This window comes from Radiobacillus kanasensis (assembly GCF_021049245.1).
In the GTDB taxonomy this organism is placed as follows: domain Bacteria; phylum Bacillota; class Bacilli; order Bacillales; family Amphibacillaceae; genus Radiobacillus; species Radiobacillus kanasensis.
The window spans coordinates 3578259-3594072 of sequence record NZ_CP088020.1; the positions used below are offsets into that span (position 1 = coordinate 3578259).

General features: G+C 39.2%; 14 protein-coding genes and 1 riboswitch. Of the genes, 1 reads left to right on the plus strand and 13 read right to left on the minus strand.

Features of this window, described 5'->3' with window-relative positions:
• Positions 1-45: 45 nt before the first annotated feature.
• From KO561_RS18235 to KO561_RS18280, 10 genes are all read right to left on the minus strand, one after another.
• A complete protein-coding gene (locus KO561_RS18235; protein ID WP_231097253.1) occupies positions 46-1113 on the minus strand; it encodes an ABC transporter ATP-binding protein in 1068 nt (355 codons plus the stop codon).
• Between the two features lie 233 nt (positions 1114-1346).
• Positions 1347-2978: an amidohydrolase gene (locus KO561_RS18240; RefSeq protein ID WP_231094740.1), complete on the minus strand. Its 1632-nt coding sequence runs from the start codon at positions 2976-2978 to the stop codon at positions 1347-1349.
• A 24-nt stretch (positions 2979-3002) separates the two neighbouring features.
• Positions 3003-4379 (minus strand): aminotransferase family protein, encoded by a 1377-nt coding sequence (locus KO561_RS18245; protein WP_231094741.1) that lies wholly within the window; start codon positions 4377-4379, stop codon positions 3003-3005.
• Positions 4380-4541: 162 nt separating this feature from the next.
• Positions 4542-6149 carry a PucR family transcriptional regulator gene (locus KO561_RS18250; protein ID WP_231094742.1) on the minus strand — a complete coding sequence of 536 codons (1608 nt, stop codon included), beginning with the start codon at positions 6147-6149 and terminating at the stop codon, positions 4542-4544.
• Positions 6150-6434: 285 nt separating this feature from the next.
• Positions 6435-7220, minus strand: coding sequence for an SDR family oxidoreductase (locus KO561_RS18255; RefSeq protein ID WP_231094743.1), 786 nt, complete (start codon positions 7218-7220; stop codon positions 6435-6437).
• A 186-nt stretch (positions 7221-7406) separates the two neighbouring features.
• Positions 7407-8378, minus strand: coding sequence for a ring-cleaving dioxygenase (locus KO561_RS18260; protein ID WP_231094744.1), 972 nt, complete (start codon positions 8376-8378; stop codon positions 7407-7409).
• A gap of 243 nt (positions 8379-8621) precedes the next feature.
• Positions 8622-9242, minus strand: a complete 621-nt coding sequence (locus KO561_RS18265; protein WP_231094745.1) for a hypothetical protein — start codon at positions 9240-9242, stop codon at positions 8622-8624.
• A gap of 15 nt (positions 9243-9257) precedes the next feature.
• Complete coding sequence (locus tag KO561_RS18270) at positions 9258-9959, minus strand: hypothetical protein (protein ID WP_231094746.1); 702 nt, start codon at positions 9957-9959, stop codon at positions 9258-9260.
• 162 nt (positions 9960-10121) lie between these two features.
• Positions 10122-10209: riboswitch (cyclic di-GMP riboswitch) on the minus strand.
• 237 nt (positions 10210-10446) lie between these two features.
• A complete protein-coding gene (locus KO561_RS18275; protein ID WP_231094747.1) occupies positions 10447-10908 on the minus strand; it encodes an NUDIX hydrolase in 462 nt (153 codons plus the stop codon).
• A 100-nt stretch (positions 10909-11008) separates the two neighbouring features.
• Positions 11009-11245, minus strand: coding sequence for a ferredoxin family protein (locus KO561_RS18280; protein ID WP_231094748.1), 237 nt, complete (start codon positions 11243-11245; stop codon positions 11009-11011).
• A gap of 220 nt (positions 11246-11465) precedes the next feature.
• Here KO561_RS18280 and KO561_RS18285 point away from each other — a divergent pair, with 220 nt between their 5' ends.
• Positions 11466-12410 carry an ATP-grasp domain-containing protein gene (locus KO561_RS18285; RefSeq protein WP_231094749.1) on the plus strand — a complete coding sequence of 315 codons (945 nt, stop codon included), beginning with the start codon at positions 11466-11468 and terminating at the stop codon, positions 12408-12410.
• Positions 12411-12522: 112 nt separating this feature from the next.
• Here KO561_RS18285 and KO561_RS18290 read toward each other — a convergent pair whose 3' ends face one another.
• From KO561_RS18290 to KO561_RS18300, 3 genes are all read right to left on the minus strand, one after another.
• Positions 12523-13353 carry an aldo/keto reductase gene (locus KO561_RS18290; RefSeq protein ID WP_231094750.1) on the minus strand — a complete coding sequence of 277 codons (831 nt, stop codon included), beginning with the start codon at positions 13351-13353 and terminating at the stop codon, positions 12523-12525.
• Positions 13354-13472: 119 nt separating this feature from the next.
• Positions 13473-13769 (minus strand): transporter suffix domain-containing protein, encoded by a 297-nt coding sequence (locus KO561_RS18295; protein WP_231094751.1) that lies wholly within the window; start codon positions 13767-13769, stop codon positions 13473-13475.
• Between the two features lie 370 nt (positions 13770-14139).
• Positions 14140-15696 (minus strand): BCCT family transporter, encoded by a 1557-nt coding sequence (locus tag KO561_RS18300; RefSeq protein ID WP_231097255.1) that lies wholly within the window; start codon positions 15694-15696, stop codon positions 14140-14142.
• Between the last annotated feature and the right edge of the window lie 118 nt (positions 15697-15814).

The following is a 15814-nucleotide window of genomic DNA, read 5'->3' on the forward strand; positions in this document are numbered from 1 at the left end:
CACTTCCCATCATTACGCTTTCGACCACCCCTTTCCGTATAAAGATCATCCTTTAAAAATTACAGCATGCTCTGGCTTCCAAGTAATCTTAATCGCTCTGTCGGCAGCAAGTGAATCGTCGTGCAGATGATGGTCTTCTTGATGGACAACGATTTCTTGTTCATTTGACAATCGAACAATTACTTTCGTTAAGGAACCAACATAAATTTTCTCTTGAATGGTTCCATCAATCATACATTGCCCATCCGGAGCTTCTATTGTCACTTTTGCCTTTTCAGGGCGAACCGACATATATACTTTTTCATCGACGGTTAAATGTTGCTGATTCGAAATCATAATTTCATTTCCACTAATAGTTAAATAAGCTTTATCGTCTCGCACTGCAGTTACCGTACCTTCGAAAATGTTCGTCTCTCCAATAAAGTCGGCTACGAATCTAGTTGCTGGCTTTTCATAGATTTCCTCCGGTGATCCCATCTGTTCGATTTTCCCAGCATTCATTACGACAATTCGGTCTGACATCGTCAGTGCTTCCTCTTGGTCGTGAGTGACATAGATAAACGTAATTCCTAGCGTCTGTTGCAAATGCTTCAATTCAAGCTGCATTTGTTTCCTAAGTTTTAAGTCGAGCGCCCCTAACGGCTCATCGAGTAAAAGAACTTTTGGATTATTGACGATAGCGCGGGCGATGGCTATCCGTTGTTGTTGTCCACCGCTTAGCTGTTTCGGTTTTCGATCACTATAGCTTTTTAACTGCACAAGATCTAGAACTTTATTTACTCTTTCTGTAATTGCTGCTTTGTTTACTTTTTTCATTTTTAGCCCAAATGCAACGTTGTCAAAAACCGTCATGTGTGGGAATAAAGAATAGCTTTGAAATACCGTATTTACTTCCCTGTTATACGGCTCGACCTTCGCGACTTGCTTTTCTCCAATCCAGACCTCTCCCTCAGATGGCTTTTCAAAGCCAGCAATCATACGTAAAGTCGTCGTTTTCCCACAACCTGATGGACCTAACAGAGTTAAAAACTCTCCTTGTTTAACGGATAAATTTAAATCATCTACTGCTGTGTGTTGACCAAATTTCTTCGTTATATTTTGCAATTGCACCATGTAATTAGCAGACAAATAACACCCCTCCAAAGCTTTTATTGTATGGTTTCATCTCTTTTATTATTTAAATTTTCAAAATGTTTGAATTATAACATTCATCATACCCTTCCTATAAAACTAATTCATTAGACAAATGGTTAAATGTTCGAGTTAGATTTTCGAACAATACAACGTCCTTCTTTACAGAACGAAGAAATATCATGGACTAGATAGGATGAATCTTACACGATGTGTTAACACCCTTTTTGATACATTACTTTCCCATCCATAATCGTCAATACTGTTTGAACCTCTCGAATCTGTTCTGGATCAATTGCAAACAGATTTTGGTCTAGTACAATCACATCTGCTAGTTTTCCTACCTCTAATGTACCGAGCTCTTTCTCCCGAAATGTTCCAAATGCTGCACCAATCGTATAGGCCCTAAGCGCCTCATAAAGTGTGAGCTTTTGTTCCGGATTCCAGCCTTGTTGTGGGTACCCATCATCGTGTTTCCTTGTAACCGCCCGGTAAATCTCAGTCATCGGTTCTAGGCTCACTACCGGAAAATCGGTCCCAAACGCTAGTTGGGCGTTCGATTGCAATAGGGATTTCATCGGCCATGTCCACTTTTCACGCTCTCGTCCGAGACGTTTGCGGTACACATTGTCTTCAAAAAACTCAGAAGCAGCCATATGCTCCGGTTGCATGGAAGCAATGATGCCTAGCTCTCCAAACCTCTTCACATCTTCCTCTGCAATCACTTCGATATGTTCAATCGTATGACGGGAATCTCTTTTTCCATTTCGTTTCTGTGCCTCTTCAAAACTATCTAACCCTAATCGAACAGCACCATCTCCACAGGCATGCAGTCTGATTCGAAAACCTTGGTCATCAGCTTCCATAATCCAACGTTTTACATAATCGACAGGGATGAGCGTATCGCCTGTCGTATCTTCTCGGTCGCTATAAGGTTCCAGCATAAACGCCGTATATGTCGTAGGAACACCGTCTAAAAATTGCTTTAGTCCAGAAAACTTTAAGGTGTCCGATTGATACTGATCTCGAAGCTTCATCGGATAAGAAAGCTCTCCATTTAGCTCGGTCAAAAAATGAATGCGAACGGAAAGCTCTTTTCTTTTATCCAAATAATCATATACTTCTAGGTCTCCTAGCTGCAGACCAGGTAAAGGAAGCATATCACTGATAGAAGTAACCCCTAAACGCGCTGCTTCTTTTTGAAAATTTTTCAATAACTTGACCTTATCCTCAAATGGAATCTGATCAAACGCCTTTTGGGCATAGGTCATCGCTGTTTCATATAAGAATCCTGTAGGCTTTCCCAATTTATCTCTTACGATTTCTCCAAAAGGTGGATCCGGGGTCTTTTCATCAATACCGAGCACCTCTAGCGCCTTCGTGTTCACCCACGCCCCGTGACACTCATCATTAAAAAGAAATACCGGACGATCTGGGATGAGCTGATCTAATGTAGACCGATGTGGAAGCTCCTTTTTGTCCCAATACACATGGTACCAACGAAAGCCAAAAATCCATTCCCGCTCCGGATGTTGATCCGCAAATCGTTTTACAAGTTTAGCCGCTTCTACTTCGGATTTCGCTTCAAAGAGAGACACACTGTCTTCAGATAAACTTCCGAGGAACAGGTGGATGTGAAAATCATTGAACCCTGCCATCACTAATTGATCTTGATAGGTGAAATGCTTGGTCTCAGCACCAATCAAGTTGGCTGCACGGTCTTGTTCTCCGACATAGATAATCTTGTTATCTTTTATTGCGATGGACCCGGAAAATGGTTCTTTTTCAAGCCCTGTAAAAATAGCATTACTCGTAATCACAACATCTGCTTGTTCTGCATGTGTCATCTCTCCCACCCCCATATACGAGTTTTAAACGGTTTTTTTGAAGGCCGTAATAGACTCATCAATAATGGAAATGACCGTCTCTATTTCTTGCTTATTAATTACTAGGGGAGGTGCAACGGCAATAATATTCTTTCCTTCCGCCACTCGAATTGGGCGAATTAGTAATTTCCGTTTGAAGCACTCTTCTCCGACTTTTGCCGCAGCCATTACGGAAACATCAAACGGAATTTCTGCCTCTGGGTCTTGGAATAGTTCGAATGCAGATAATAATCCGATTGCTCTCGTTTTTGTGACAATACCATGCTTATTTTGCAGATACTCGTAACCAGCTTTTAACTCTGTTTCCATTAGTTTGGAATGAGCGACTATATTGTCACGTTCTATAATTTCAATATTTTTCAAACCAACTGCACAGGCTGTTGGGTGTCCACTATACGTAAATCCGTGACTTAATACTCCTTCAAATCGCACAAGTTCATCACGGACTTTTTGATGGATGAGAACCCCGCCTAATTGGGAATATCCACTAGTTACTCCTTTTGCGAAACAGAGAAAGTCTGGCACAACATCCCAATTTTCCACACCAAACATTTGACCTGTTCGGCCGAAGCCACATATAACCTCATCCGCAATGAACAGAATGCCGAACTCATCACATAGGTCCCGAACGGCTTGCAAGTATTCGGCTGGCGGAATAAATACACCACCAGATCCTTGAACTGGCTCCATGATGATCGCCGCAATTGTATCGGCGCCTTCTTTTTCCACGATATCACGAATACATCCTTCGTAATTCGGGTCGCTCTTATCTCCCTTTTCACAGTTCGTTAAGTGAGCTTTGGCATGGAAAACCTCTTCGATTTTTGAACTGGAGAACGTGTGAAAATTCGGAATAGAGGTAGCCGTTTGAGCTGCAATCGTTACACCATGATACGCGTTCTCTAGTGCAATAATTTTTCGTTTCTTTGGTTCTCCTCTCAGCTCCCAATAGAAACGAGCCAATTTAAATGCTGTGTCGTTAGATTCAGAACCACCGGATGTGTAGAAAACAGAATTTAGCTCACCAGGAGCTAAAGAAACTAGTTTTTCCGATAGTCTCACTGCTGGCTCATTTGAATAGCTAATAAATGAAGAGCTATAAGCAAGTGTTTCCATTTGTTCCTTGGCTACTTCTGCCAATTCCTTTTGCCCATGTCCAAGGTTAACGTTCCAGAGCATGGACACACCGTCTATATACGTATCTCCATATACGTCGGTAACGTGGACTCCATTTCCTTTTTCAAACATAATCTTTGGCCCTTGTTCCGCATGGGCTTTCGGAGCTGTTGTTGGGTGTAAATAATACTTCTTATCCAATTCCGCTAATTCTTGAGCATGTTGCATAGAAAGGTTTTTCACCATTCTAAGCCCCCCTTTTCTTGAAATCCGTACAAAATAATGGCTTAATTCCATCTAAGTGTATCGCATTTAGAAAGCGGTTACATTTTCCTATTTGTTCAAAAATTCAAATAATTGATTGGACATGATGTTAACTATGCTCATATCCCCACAATGGTTTACTAATTATGGAATTTGTATAACCTCTTCTTTTTGTCCATACAGATACGTATAGGCATAGACTGCTAACTCGATCGCAATTCGCTTCTCAGATTCCATAAAGTCGTCCCCTAATAGTTCCTTTAACTTTTCAATTCGGTGATATAATGTTTGTCTTACAATATATAGACGATCGGCTGCATCTTTTTTTGATCCACTTACTTCTAAAAACACTTTTAACGTTTCTAGCATCTGACTGTTTTTTCGTTGATCAAATTCTATAATAGGCCCTAGATAGTCCTCCACATATTCTTGAAGATGATTTTGCCGGTTCAAGTGGGAGATAAGTCTGTACACATACAAATCGTCATAAAAATACTTTTTAAACGCTTTTGTTTTCTTCTGAACCTGTAGCGTTTCTTTCGCCATGTCAAAACTTACATGTAGCTTATCTAGGCTGAACAGCTTGCCAATCCCAAAAGACGTTTTGGAGGCTGCTTGTTTTTTTAGTAAATCGGTCTGACCAATTTGGTCTAGTGCTTGAATCAGTCTTCTCTTCCAATCTTCTTTTTTTCGTTTATTGACTAGAGAAAACATGAGATGATTTCGATCATATGAGACGAGGGAGAAATAACCATGTTGTTCAAAGATAGTACGGAAGATCATGGAGTAATAGGTGAGGTCTGGTTCTTCCTGCTCAAAGTTGATTTCACAAATACATACCGTACATCCATTCGGCTTTAAATTCGGATCAACGGCGAGTAAATGATCCTCAATATCTTGTAAGGAATGCTCTCCATTCATCCACTTTAACACCCAATGATTCTCCTGATATTTCCGTTTTTCTTCTACATATAACAATCGGAGTTGGTCTTGAGATAGTGCAGTTGCAGCTCTATCTAGTACTAAACTATCGAATTCAGTAAGGTCCTGTTCGGAAATAATAATGAGATCGGCAAATTTATGCCCTAGCGCTTTTATTGGTTTGGATGCACTTCGTGAAGCAGAGTTAATGACACTATATGGCTCTGCTGAATGGACAAGATGTAAAAGGCGTTGTTCCTTAGCCTTGTTAATAGGTGGGTAAAATTCAAGATCCCCTTCAACCGGGTTGTAAGCAACTTGAACATTTAAATATTGGTGAAGTAAACGCAAGATTCGTTTGAATCCATCTGTTGATAACAGAAGATGATTTAGTTGATTGGAAACCGATTCTAGATTGAGGAGCATTTTGTATTGGGTTTCCATAAAAAGTGTATTTATATCTTGTGTGATGTCAATGTAACGAACGGGCTTTTCAAATACAATAAGAGGAAAATTGTGCTTATCCGCTAATTCAATCATATGGACTGGAAATTCGGATATATATAACCCAACCTCCACACATAATCCTGCGGCATTACGGTCAATCAGTTGCTTCAAAAAGGAAAGACTAGATTGCTTTTCTCTCCAGCCTACTCCCGTTGAAAGTACGAGTTCATTTCCATTTAACAAATGTCCAATTTCGGTGACTTCCATAATGTGGACCCAGCTGACATATCCGCGAAGTCCTTTTTTCCCTGCAACTACTTTTGCATTTTGAAAATGTTTACGAGATAGTACTTCTTCTACCGTCAGTTTGAAGTTCTTTTTCATTTAATCCCCCCAAGCTTCTCCATTTAACAGTTTGACTGAATCATAATTAGTATTTTAAATTATCATAACACTTTGTCAATTGCCTATGCGAGATTTTGTTCACAAATCTGTCACATTATCTTTACAAACTGTCAATAATCGGGGTAATACTAACATTTCTAATCGGTGAAATTCATAGCGCGGCTTACAAATCTCTGTTTAAAATGGACATAATGTAAAATTAACGTTTAATAAAGGAAAAGAGTTAGTATGCCATTATAAAATGGACACTAACTCTAATTTACTTTAAAGCAGGGATTCTGCTCCATCGATAAATATTTCTGTACCCGTAATATGACTAGATGCATCGGAGGCAAGGAACTGAACAAGCTCTGCCACTTGCTCTGGCTGTCCAGCATGGTGCTCTAACGGCTGATTTCCCTCTGGATACTCTACAGGGATTTTTATTTTTTCTAACGCTTTCTTCTCTGGGAACGTATTTTTTCCGATATTCGTTTGAATGGCTCCAGGGCAAATGATGTTAACACGTATATGGTATTTAGCCAGCTCCAGGGCCGCCATTTTCCCAAACGCCATCTGGCCCGCTTTAGAGGAGCTATAGGCGGACATTCCAAAGCCTGAAAAAGTTCGATTTCCATTTATAGAGCTAGTAATAATGACGCTTCCTCCTTGCTTCTTCAAGTGTGGAATCGCATATTTAACCGTCATGAAAGTACTCTTTAAATTTGTCGTTAACGTCTGATCCCAATCCTCCGGTTCAAGGTCTTCAATGGGGGCAACCTTACCGTTAATCCCCGCGTTGGCAAACACGATGTCCAAGCGTCCCCATTTTTCAATGACTTCTTGAACGCTTTCCTCTACACGCTTTGGATCGGAAACATCTGTATCGGTGATGATGGCTTGACCACCTGCTGCTTCGATTTCCTGTTTTGCCTTCTCCGCTTGTTCTTCCTTTAAATCAACTAATCCAACATGTGCACCTGCTTTTGCAAGTTGGATAGCGGCTGCTTTCCCTATTCCTGAACCCGCTCCAGTGACGATTGCTACTTTATTATGTAAGTTTCCAGACATGGTGTCCCTCCTAAACAATTTGTTATTGTTAGTATGGGATTCATCTTTATTCTTATCCCGGAAAGATGACATCTTACAGCTATCCATTTAACTATGTAGAAACAGCTGTAGTATAAAAATAAGACCAAATCTTAGTGATTTAGTCTTATTTTAACTGTTCCTCTTTCGGAACTTAGCTTGCATTTTCTATATCTTCGTATCTAATGACTCTAATTCCGCTTCTATTTCCTTTCTTTGTTCCTCTAAAAAGGGAGGTAAGGCAACAGATTCTCCTAAATGCTCTGGATCCTCATCCGTTGCAAAGCCTGGTCCATCTGTTGCGAGTTCAATCAAGATACCGTTTGGATCTCTAAAGTAAAGGGATTGGAAATAGTATCGATCGACTAAGCCAGAGTTCGGCATACGGCGTTCCTTGACTTTCTTTACCCACTCTTCTAATTCCAATTTGTCTTCTACGCGTAAAGCGACGTGATGAACGCTGCCGCGACCTGGGCGTTCAGGCGGTAAATCAGTTCGCTCCTCTACATGTATTTCTGCCCCTGTTCCCCCTTCACCCGTTTGAAGTACGAGAATATCCTTTTGTCCTTCAACTGGAGATGAATACGCTCCAACCTCCCGAAAACCAAGGAGATCTTTTAAGACAGATACGGTCTTTTCCGCTTCTGGAACCGTTAGCTTCACAGGTCCTAAACCTAGAATTCCTTTATCCCGTGGGATTGAACTTTTCACCCAAGGGTTTCCGCCTGGTACCCCTTGATTCGTTTCATCGGATACGAGGACTAAACGTTGTCCTTCGTGGTCACGAAACGGGATTACTTTTCTACCAAACTGCTTTTTCATTCCATCGTGATCAATCTGTAGTTCATCTAATCTATTTTGCCAATAGGAAAGAACATCGTCATTCGCTACACGTAGGGACGTGGCAGAAATACTATTGTTTCCTTCATACGTATGCCCCGCTCGTTTTATTTCAAAAAAGGTTAGATCCGTACCTGGATTCCCTATTTCATCTGCATAGAATAAATGATACATACTCGTATCATCCTGATTCACTGATTTTTTGACCAATCTCATTCCTAAATCTTTTGTATAAAAGTTATAATTTTCTTTTGCCTTAGCTGTAATGGCCGAGACGTGGTGGATACCTTTGATTTTCAAAGCCAACCCCTCCTTTTGCTTCTTTATATTATCTTGAATTCAAGATATATTTTAATATAGGTATAAAGTCCTGTCAAATTAAGTGTTATCGTGTTGATGTTAACAAGTCCTTTCCGAACTTTGTAAATAAAACACCCCCAAACGTTTTTAGAACGATTTTGGAGGTGTGTACTTTTTTTCTTGTCTCAATTATTCATTCTTAAGGTGTTTTACCTCCCGAAAGTAGAAGCGTAGAAAATAGAATTATGCTATACCCTTTTCCTCAGATTTTTCATTATGTCCAATAATTACATTTAGAGCTTCTGTTATACAAGTAAACATGAATAGGTAAGCAATCGTTAGAGATAAATCAACTCCATAACTCCACACCCAAACAGATTCCCCTCCAGTTCCTACAGCAAATTCCTCGCTATTTAAAAGTACATTAAGAAATCTAGAGCCGACTAATAAAATAAAGTAAAATGGCAAGTATACTCCTAATTGCTTTCCTAATTCGTTAGTAAGGGTTCTCTTTTTTAGCTGTTTAGACATAACAGAGTAAATGTTCCACAATCCCCAAAAATTATAAAAAGGAATCATTATACGAGCTAAAGCTCCACCAGATGTAATAGGGTATTGAAAATCTAGTTTATTTAAATCATTGTGAACTTTATATATCCAAATTAAATAAAGTACAATTGAAATTAGGTTGACACCAAGTTGCAATACCACTGTGAACCGATCAATGACTAGCATATGCTCGAGAAAAAAGTCCTGTTCATATACAAAAAGGTAAGTTGAGATCAGTCCAATCACGCTTAATATTATCATAGCCCATAAAAATACCTTCAGGACTTTTCCAATTGAGGTTGACGATAGTTTCATTTATAACGCTCTCCTTTAATACGGATTAAATTCTAAAAAAGCAATTGCTTCATCTAATGTTGCAACTGGTACAAGTTCAAGTGAAAGCTTCTCTTCCTCAACAATCTCAAGAGCTGCTTCATGATTACTAATATATTTATCATTGCTATTTAAATTTCTTGGTAAGAAAAAGTAGTCTACCCTATTCTGTTCAGCTGTAAGTAGCTTCAGGCGAATAGCTCCTACCTCTCCAACTGACCTGTCATCGTTAAGAGTTCCTGTCCCAGAGATAATTAAGGAATTATTTCGAGAATAATCGATATGATGTGTTTCCTCTATTAAACCGATGGCGACCATTAAACCAAGCGAATCCCCATAATATCCGGCAGCTTGGTCCATAATCTCCATTGCTCTAGACTGTAATTCATCAGGTTCATTTGCTGGCTGTGGTAAAGTATGCTGAACGGCATTTGAGACAGTTTCAGATTTATACACTTCGGTACTCTCTAAATAACTGCTGTACATTTCGTAGTCTTTAGGTTGAATATCCATAAACTTAACATCCTTGTTCGTTGCGCTGATAATGATTCTATCTAGTAGATTCTCAGTTACACCTGATTGTACATAAGTGAAATGAACGTTTCCTTGTATTCCTAATTCTTCAACTGATACTATGTCACCTGTGGATACAAATTCTTTATGATATGGAATAACTAAAATAACTGCACTGATGATCAAAAACAGCAAAAGACCTAGACTAATTTTAAATTCTTTCGAAAACTTCAATCGCTTTTTATTAATTATTTCGATACCTCCTTCCTATCTCCATGTGTAAGAAAAAAACTCTTTCCGACAACACGCTACATGTTGACAGAAAAGAGTCTTTTAGGGAAAAACCAATTCGGCAACCCAGCCATCATCGCATTAAAAATGCATTAGACCCGAGGCTTTGCGTCCTAGACTTTCATCTAGTTTGCTAGTGTCGTTGATTTTAATTAGGAATACATCCTGCTCAAACCAATCCTTCCCAATTATAATATAAATTTCCTATCCATTCTACAAAAAGTGCATTTTTATTCATATATTTCCAATGAAGTATTTTTCATAATTCTACATTAAAAATATCACCTAAAATAATCTTGTTTCATTTCCTCCACTAAAAACTATCTGTATTGCTATAATGGCATAAGACCTAGAAATCTAAAGAAAGAACACTTCAGCTAAACTATTTAACAAATGGAACTGTATCTGGGGAACACATGTGTTCGATTAGATACTGCTGACTTTCAAAAATTGGGGAAGGTAATTGATCTAACGAAAAGAAGGCATTATCTAATGTCTCATCACCTTGTCTATCCAGCTTTCCTTCAAAATCGCGACATTGAAACCAAATTTCCACAAGTGAAACTTGATCTCTATTTTTCAACGTTTTTTCCACACCAGAACGAATCCCAAATAAAGACATGTCACGAAGTATTAGACCTGTCTCTTCTTTCACTTCTCTTCTCGCCGTTTCCATGACACTTTCCTGTAATTCCATATATCCTCCCGGGAACCCCCAGCAATGGTTATCCTCCCGAAGCTGCATTAAGACCTTTCCATCTTCATCCAACACGATGGCTCCTGCCACTACCATAATGACTCGTTCATTCCCAACCATCGAACGCAAATGCTTTATGTAATCCATCATACGGCCCCCTTATATAAAAGTTCATATATGTATATTATCAAAAGAAAATGTTTAGCATTATTGCATAGAAAAAGCCCCTATACAAAGGGGCTAATAATTATTGATTAAAGAACGCTTCCGCTTTCTCTAAATACACTTCTTGATCGGGAGATAGATCGTACTCCTCCTCAATCGCATCCACTGGGCAAACCGCTTTGCACGCTCCACAGTCAATACAAATATCGGGATCTATATAAAATTGATCTGGACCTTCCGCTATACAATCAACAGGACAAACAGTCATACATTCTCCTGCTTTTTCATCCTTACAAGGACTAGTAATGACGAACGCCATAAATTTCCCTCCTCACCTAGATGCTTGTCTACCTTTTTATTACATACTATTGACCAACTGGATGCAAGAGATATGCGCATTCCGAGCAGGAAAGTATTATATTTTTTCTAATCCGTGGTATGATTTGTACGAATAGGAACAGTAACCTTGTTCTTGAATAATCTATCTATAATATGTGTATGTATAAGCATTATTACCCTATATAAAAAGGAGTTTATCTATGTCTAGAATTTATATCATCCACGAAAATGACGACTGGACACAGTATCTTGTGAAACGATTGGAAGAGTTGGATCTTCCCTATGAAGCTTGGCATATGAAAAATGGGGTGGTTGACTTAACATCAACTCCGCCTGACGGAGTCTTTTATAACCGAATGAGTGCGTCTTCGCATACACGCGGTCATCGTTATGCACCTGAGTTAACTGGTGGTTTACTCGCCTGGCTAGAGCAACACGATCGAACGGTATTCAACGGAACTCATGCCTTAGAATTGGAATTAAGCAAAATGAAACAATATACCGCTTTGGAAGCGAGCCACATTAAAACACCTAAAACCATCGCTGCTGTGGGGCGTGATCAAATATTAGAAGCTGCAGAAAAACTCGGTACAGCACCTTTTATTACGAAGCATAATCGCGCTGGAAAAGGGCTTGGAGTCCAATTGTTCTATTCCATTGAAGGGTTAAAATCTTATCTTGATGGAAGTGATTTTGAAGAACCTATCGATGGAATCACCTTGATTCAAGAATACATTGAATCGCCAGAATCTTTTATTACGAGAGCAGAGTTTGTCGGTGGCAAATTTATCTATGCTGTTCGAGTGGATACATCAGAAGGATTCGAGCTATGCCCAGCAGATGCTTGTCGGATCGATGATGCTTTTTGTCCGGTTGGAGAGCAAGAGGAAAGACCGATGTTTGAAATTATAGATCATGTCAATCCCACGCTTATTAAGAAGTACGAAGCTTTTCTTCGAGAGAACAAAATTCATGTTGCTGGTATTGAGTTTATTACGAATGCCCAAGGTGAAACATTCACCTATGATGTAAATACGAACACAAACTATAATTCCGATGCAGAAGCTAAAGCTGGAAAATACGGGATGTTAGAGCTTGCGAAATTTTTAGGAAAAGCACTCGAAAAAGAAACAGTTAAGTCATAATGAAAAGGCGTCCCAGTTGGAGCGCCTTTTCTATTGCCTTTGATTATAAAGTTGGCTTAACATTTATAACCTGTTGAAGTAACCACACCCATCAACGCAGGTGCTTTTATATTTAAAAATTAAAGTTATCTGGATCTGGACCTACCCGTTCATTCTTGTTCAAACCATCGATAAGCTTCATATCTTCTGCTGTTAACTCAAAATCAAATACATCGGCATTTTCAATGATTCTATGTTCTTTAATCGATTTTGGAATCGTAACAACACCACTTTGCAAGTCCCACTTGATAATCACTTGTGCTGTTGATTTATTATACTTTTGAGCAATTTTTTCAATCGTTGGCTCATTCAATAGTTCTCCTTGTTTCAATGGAGACCAAGCCTCTAATTGGATATTTTTCCGTTGGCAATATTCTCTTAGCTCTAATTGAGCGAGGTGTGGATGGAATTCCACTTGGTTTACCATCGGTGAGATTTCTGCATCATCTAGTAAATCCTCTAAATGATGGATATGAAAGTTACTTACTCCAATTGCTTTCACTTTTCCAGCTTTATAAAGCTTCTCTAGTGCTTTCCAAGTCTCTTTATATTTACCGGCAACTGGCCAGTGAATTAAATACAAATCTAAATAGTCTAACTCAAGTCTTTCTAAGGAAGCCTCGAATGCTGCCAAGGTAGACTCATATCCTTGGTCAGAGTTCCAAACTTTAGACGTGATAAAAAGTTCTTCACGAGGGACTCCAGCTTCTCTAATCCCTTGTCCGACTCCTTCTTCGTTCTTATACACTGCTGCTGTATCGATGCTTTTATATCCATTCTTTATTGCAGCTTTGACAGAGTTGACGGCTTCTTCTCCATCACTCACTTTAAAAACACCGAGACCTAACCATGGCATTTTGACACCGTTATGTAGAGTAATGGTGTCCTGTAAATTAGTAGGCATTTCACATTCCTCCTTCATTATCTGGGTTTCCATTTTCTCACATCGACTTTGCCGAGGAAAGTTTGTTGCTTACGGTTTATCACTGTCTCTCGACTTGCTAAAATGGAAGCAACATATACTCATTTATCTCGTTCCGTTTTTAAGATGGATTTGGTTTGTCCACGTTCTTCTTCCTCTCTTTTCTTCTTCCATTTCTTTGGTGTTAAGTAAGCTTTATATTTTTTCATGACTTCTTTTCCAACTAATATAGCTCCGATCCAGAAGAACACTTCTGCTAAAACTATGGACCCTGTTGCAACAACGGCTTTAATCCCTACAGAAAATGGTAAAAAGGGGATAACAGCAAGCAATATCCAAAATAAGCATGAAAGAATGATAAACAACCAACCCAGCTTAGAAAATGCTTTATTATTCAATGATATCCCCCTTTTTACATGTAGTTAAGTTAACTAAGTTTAATCTACGACAACAAAATCTTTCATGCAAATAATGAAGTACATCAAAACTATACCTACTATTACATTGCCCCGCTATAGACGCGCGTACTTCTCTTGGAAGAGCTTAGAGAATGCTTGGCGGATTGAAGCCTTTAGGCGCAGGTTAAGCCTTAGTTGCCCTTATACTTGGAACTTTAAAATACTTCGCCGGATTTATTCTTGCTGTAATTTTAACTTCCGAACGTATAAAAAAGGGGTACAAATCGCCTGAACGATTTGCACCCCAAATTGGTTTATTATTTTTGTTGCTTCCATACAACCTGTCGTTACAGGTTTTAGTTGCTATTTATCAGTCTTTAACTAGTTTTGAATCATCCATATCCTCTTGTCGTTTAGGTACCTTAACTGTTGAAGTAATGTGCTGCTCTGCTGCGAGCTTTTTCGCTATTTGCGGAGCACCCCAAAGTGTAGGTAGCATGAGGAGCGACACTGGAACAGCAGTAACAACAATCGAATTTTGTATAGCCGCAATACTGTTTTCTCCTATGGAAAGAAGAACAACCGATAACGTTCCAAACATGAGAACCCAGAAAACGCGAATCCATCTTTTTGGTTCGTCACTTCCCGTTAAAGTGACAGCCACTGTATAAGAAATCGAATCCACAGTTGTAGAAACAAAAACAACCGTCACAATTAAGAAGCCAATGGCTAAAATCAACCCTAACGGAAGCTGATCCATTATTGCCATCACGGCCGCTGGCATACCACCTTCACTTAAAGGAGTAGAAATAGAGCCTGGGGAAGTTAATTCTGCTTTAATCCCTGTCCCACCAACTACAGTAAACCAGAAGTTTGTAACAAGTGGCGCTACAACAGATACAGCTAGAATAAGCTCTCTAATCGTTCTACCTCTTGAAATTCTTGCAATAAAGATGGCCATCATTGGTCCGTACCCGAGGAACCAACCCCAGAAAAACACGGTCCAATAGCCTAACCAGCCTTTGTCTCCTTGATAGAGCGCCATCGTAAGCATATTCTGCAGATGGAAGCCTTCCGCAGAAACAAATTTGTTCAAAATAAACATCGTTGGGCCAATAATTAAAATGGCTACCGCTAAAAGAACCGTCAATCCGATATTGACCCGACTAAGGAACTGAATTCCTTTGTCCACTCCTGATGCTACAGAAATCGCTGCAATGACTACAAGTACAGCTATAATAATAATATTTGTCGTGAGTGTGTTCGGTACACCAAATAACGAATGTAATCCGTAGCCTACCTGCATTCCTAAAAACCCAATAGGACCCATGGTTCCAGCTGCAACCGCAATAATAGATACGATATCTGCTGTACTTCCTATAAAACTTTTCTTAAAGATTTTTTCTCCAAAAATCGGATATAACATCGCTCTAGGCTTCATTGGATATCCTTTATGATAGTGAACATACATGATAACAATCGTTGCTAATGTTCCTAGGATTGCCCATGCAAGAAAGCCCCAATGTAAAAATGATTGTGCTAAAGCTGGCTCTACCCCAGCCATCGTTGAGGAATGATCGGTAAAGAGGGGGGGATTTGTAACAAAATGGTACATAGGCTCCGATGCAGCCCAGAATACTCCACCACTTGCTAATAGGGTACATAGTATCATGGCTACCCATTTAAAATAATCGTTTTGAGGTTTATCTAACATTCCGAGTTTTACTTTTCCATATTTCGAAAACGCTAAAATAAGTCCAATTACAAAATTACCTAATAATAATAGCTCCCAATATGAACCGAAAAATTTCACCGAGAAATTAAAGGAGCTGTTAATCCACCCTTCCACCATGTTTAAATCATAGACGGAGAAGGCTACAAACAATAGCAATAGACCACCACTTATCCAAAATACGGGTCGATCCATTACTTCTTTCTTCATGTTCTGTTTCACTTTTTTCCTCCTAGTAGGAGCAAGTGACCACAATAACATCCCTTTTTCTGTGTCTGGTCATTGTAGACATTCTGATGATGGGAATTATTCA